This is a genomic window from Actinomycetes bacterium (assembly GCA_035506535.1).
Taxonomy (GTDB): Bacteria; Actinomycetota; Actinomycetes; order DATJPE01; family DATJPE01; genus DATJPE01.
Genome location: DATJPE010000096.1, coordinates 1 through 2551, shown reverse-complemented (window position 1 = coordinate 2551; position 2551 = coordinate 1). Strand labels below are relative to the sequence as shown.

At 71.4% G+C, this 2551-nt stretch carries 4 protein-coding genes; 2 read left to right on the top strand and 2 right to left on the bottom strand.

From position 1 onward, the window contains the following. Positions 1 to 373, top strand: a 373-nt coding sequence (locus VMI11_15300; protein ID HTY73764.1) for an aldehyde dehydrogenase family protein, incomplete at its 5' end; no start/stop codon positions are given. Positions 374 to 393: 20 nt separating this feature from the next. Here the strand turns inward: VMI11_15300 and VMI11_15295 are convergent. Then, on the bottom strand, positions 394 to 1314 hold the full coding sequence (locus VMI11_15295) for a trypsin-like peptidase domain-containing protein (protein HTY73763.1): 921 nt from the start codon (positions 1312 to 1314) through the stop codon (positions 394 to 396). A 71-nt stretch (positions 1315 to 1385) separates the two neighbouring features. Then, entirely contained in the window at positions 1386 to 1886 is a 501-nt protein-coding gene (locus VMI11_15290) for a hypothetical protein (GenBank protein HTY73762.1), read from the bottom strand. A 260-nt stretch (positions 1887 to 2146) separates the two neighbouring features. Between VMI11_15290 and VMI11_15285 the strand changes: the two genes are divergently transcribed. Then, positions 2147 to 2551 (top strand): nitroreductase/quinone reductase family protein (locus VMI11_15285; protein HTY73761.1); only part of this gene is annotated, 405 nt, incomplete at its 3' end.

The following is a 2551-nucleotide window of genomic DNA, read 5'->3' as shown; positions in this document are numbered from 1 at the left end:
CTACCCGGCGACCTTGGTCACCGACGTGCCGGAGGACAGCGAGCTGGCGAAGGACGAGACGTTCGGCCCCGTGGTCATCGTCGACGTCGTCGACTCCGCGGAGGAGGCCGTGGAGCGGGCCAACTCCTCTCGGTACGGGCTCACCGCCGGCGTCCTGACCGGCAACCCGGACCGGGGCCTGGCGATCGCGGAGCAGCTGGAGGCGGGCATCGTGCACGTCAACGACCAGCCGATCCACGACGAGCCACAGATGCCCTTCGGGGGCGTCAAGGACAGCGGATGGGGACGGTTCGGGATCAGCTTCGCGATGGAGGAGTTCACCGAGCTGCGCTGGGTGACGCTGAAGAGCCAGCCCCGCAGCTTCCCCTTCTAGCGAGGCGGGGTCCTTCGTCCTCAGTCCGCGAGCTCGCGAGGCCAGGCGACCACGTCGACCATCGCGCCGTTTCGCCACACCGTGATCTCGACCCGACGCCCGATCGCGGCCTCGACCATGAGCCGCTGGATCGAGGTGGACGTGAGCACCGGCTCCCCGTCGACGGCGAGCAGGATGTCGCCCCGGTGCAGGCCCGCCTCGGCGGCCGGGCTGGCCGCCAGGACCTGGGACACCCGCACGCCTTCGTTCCTGCCCAGCTTGGCCGCGAGCGGTTGCGGGAGCGGTGTCTGCGCCCCGGCGATCCCGAGCCACGCCCGGCGGACCCGGCCCTGGGTCATCAGCAAGGTCACGATCTCTCGGGTGGTGTCGTTGATCGGCACGGCGAGGCCGACGCCGATCCCGGCCACTGCCGTGTTCACTCCCACCACACGGCCCCGGCTGTCCGCGAGGGCGCCCCCGCTGTTGCCCGGGTTCAGCGCCGCATCGGTCTGGATGACCTCGTCGACGACCCGACCGTTGCGAGTCGGCAGCGACCGGCCGAGCGCGGACACGATGCCGGCCGTGACGCTGCCCGCCAGGCCCAGCGGGTTGCCCACCGCCACGACGAGCTGGCCGACCTGCAGCTGCGAGGCGTCGCCGAGCTGGACCGGCGGGGGTACGCCGGCACGGGCGCGAAGGACCGCCAGGTCCGACAGCGGGTCCCGGCCGATCACGTCGACGACCACCTCGGTTCCGTCCGCGAAGGACGCCTCAGCGCGCTCTGCGCCCTCGACGACGTGCGCGCTGGTGAGCAGGAACCCGTCCGCGGTGAGCACGCTCGCGCTCCCGGCACCGGTACGGCCCTCGACCTGCACCCGAAGGCTGGCCACGGACGGCAGCACCGACGACGCGACGCCGACGACGGCCCGCGAGTAGGTGTCGAGCACTTCCTCGTCCTCCACGAGCGCACCAACCGCGCGCGGGCCTTCCAGCGTCCCGCGTTCACCCAGAGCCGAACGCCATGATCCGGGCGTCAGCCGACCGGTCGGGTCGCGAGGTCGAAGACCTCGATGTGGTGCGGGTGGCCCCTGAGGGAGAGGAACAAGGTGGCGCGGCTGTACAGCCCGAGCCGGACCCGGCTCAGGTGGACGTAGGCGAGGTGCCGGTGGAAGTGCCCGGCGGCGCAGTCGGGGACGCAGTCGTTCGCCCAGTAGACCCCGCGGCCACGCGCTACGGCCCCGCCCCACGTCCGCCAGGAGAGCCCCTTGAGATAGGCATTGGCGTCGGCACAGGCGAGGATGATCCCGGTCGGCCGCCGCACCTCGTGGACACAGTCCGCGAGCACCTTGGGTCCGCTCACGGTCGATTCGACGCGCGCCGGTGACCGGGCCGACGTACCTGGCAGGGTCGATGGGCCGGCCGCGTGCGCGGGAAGGACCACCAGGGCGCCGAACACGGTCACGAGGGCGCCGACGACGAGGGAAGCGCGCCGTCGCGAGCCGACCCGGTGCCTGGCTCGGAGCAGATTGGTCATCACGTGCGTGGTCAGCCACCCATCTCGTACCCGTCAGCGGTCCGTCGTCCGGACCGTCCGTCTGACAGACGCGCACCGGCGGTCCCAGGTTGCGTCGGCGGGTTCGGAAGCCGGGATCGGCGGTCGCGCGGGTGGGATGTGACGCGAGGGATGTGAGTCGAGGGATGTGAGGCGAGGAATGTGAGACCCAGCCGTGCGGTTTGGCACTGAGGAGATCACGGCACGTGGCCGTGGACCGACCCGAGCTTCCTGGGGAGCAGATGGCTCAGAACGACTGGAACGCGGCGATCATCGAGGAGTTCCGCGCCAACGAGGGCCGCGTCGGCGGGGGCTTCGAGGGCTCGCCGATGGTTCTCGTCCACGCCACCGGCCGAAAGAGCGGGCGGGAGTACGTCACCCCGATGGTGTACCTCCCCGGGGAGACCGATGACGTGATCTACGTCTTCGCCTCCAAGGCCGGCGCCCCGACGAACCCCGACTGGTACCTCAACCTCGTCGCCGCCGGTGAGGGCTCCGTGGAGCGGGGGACGGACGCCTATCGGGTGAAGGTCCGCGACCTGTCCGGCGACGAGCGCGACCGCGTGTACGCAGAACAGGCACGGCGATTCCCGGGCTTCGCCGACTACGCCAAGCGGACCGAGGGCATCCGCACGATCCCGGTCCTC

Coding starts and splice junctions, on each gene's coding strand:
- VMI11_15290 (HTY73762.1), bottom strand. CDS start 1,886: ATGACCAATCTGCTCCGAGCCAGGCACCGGGTCGGCTCGCGACGGCGC.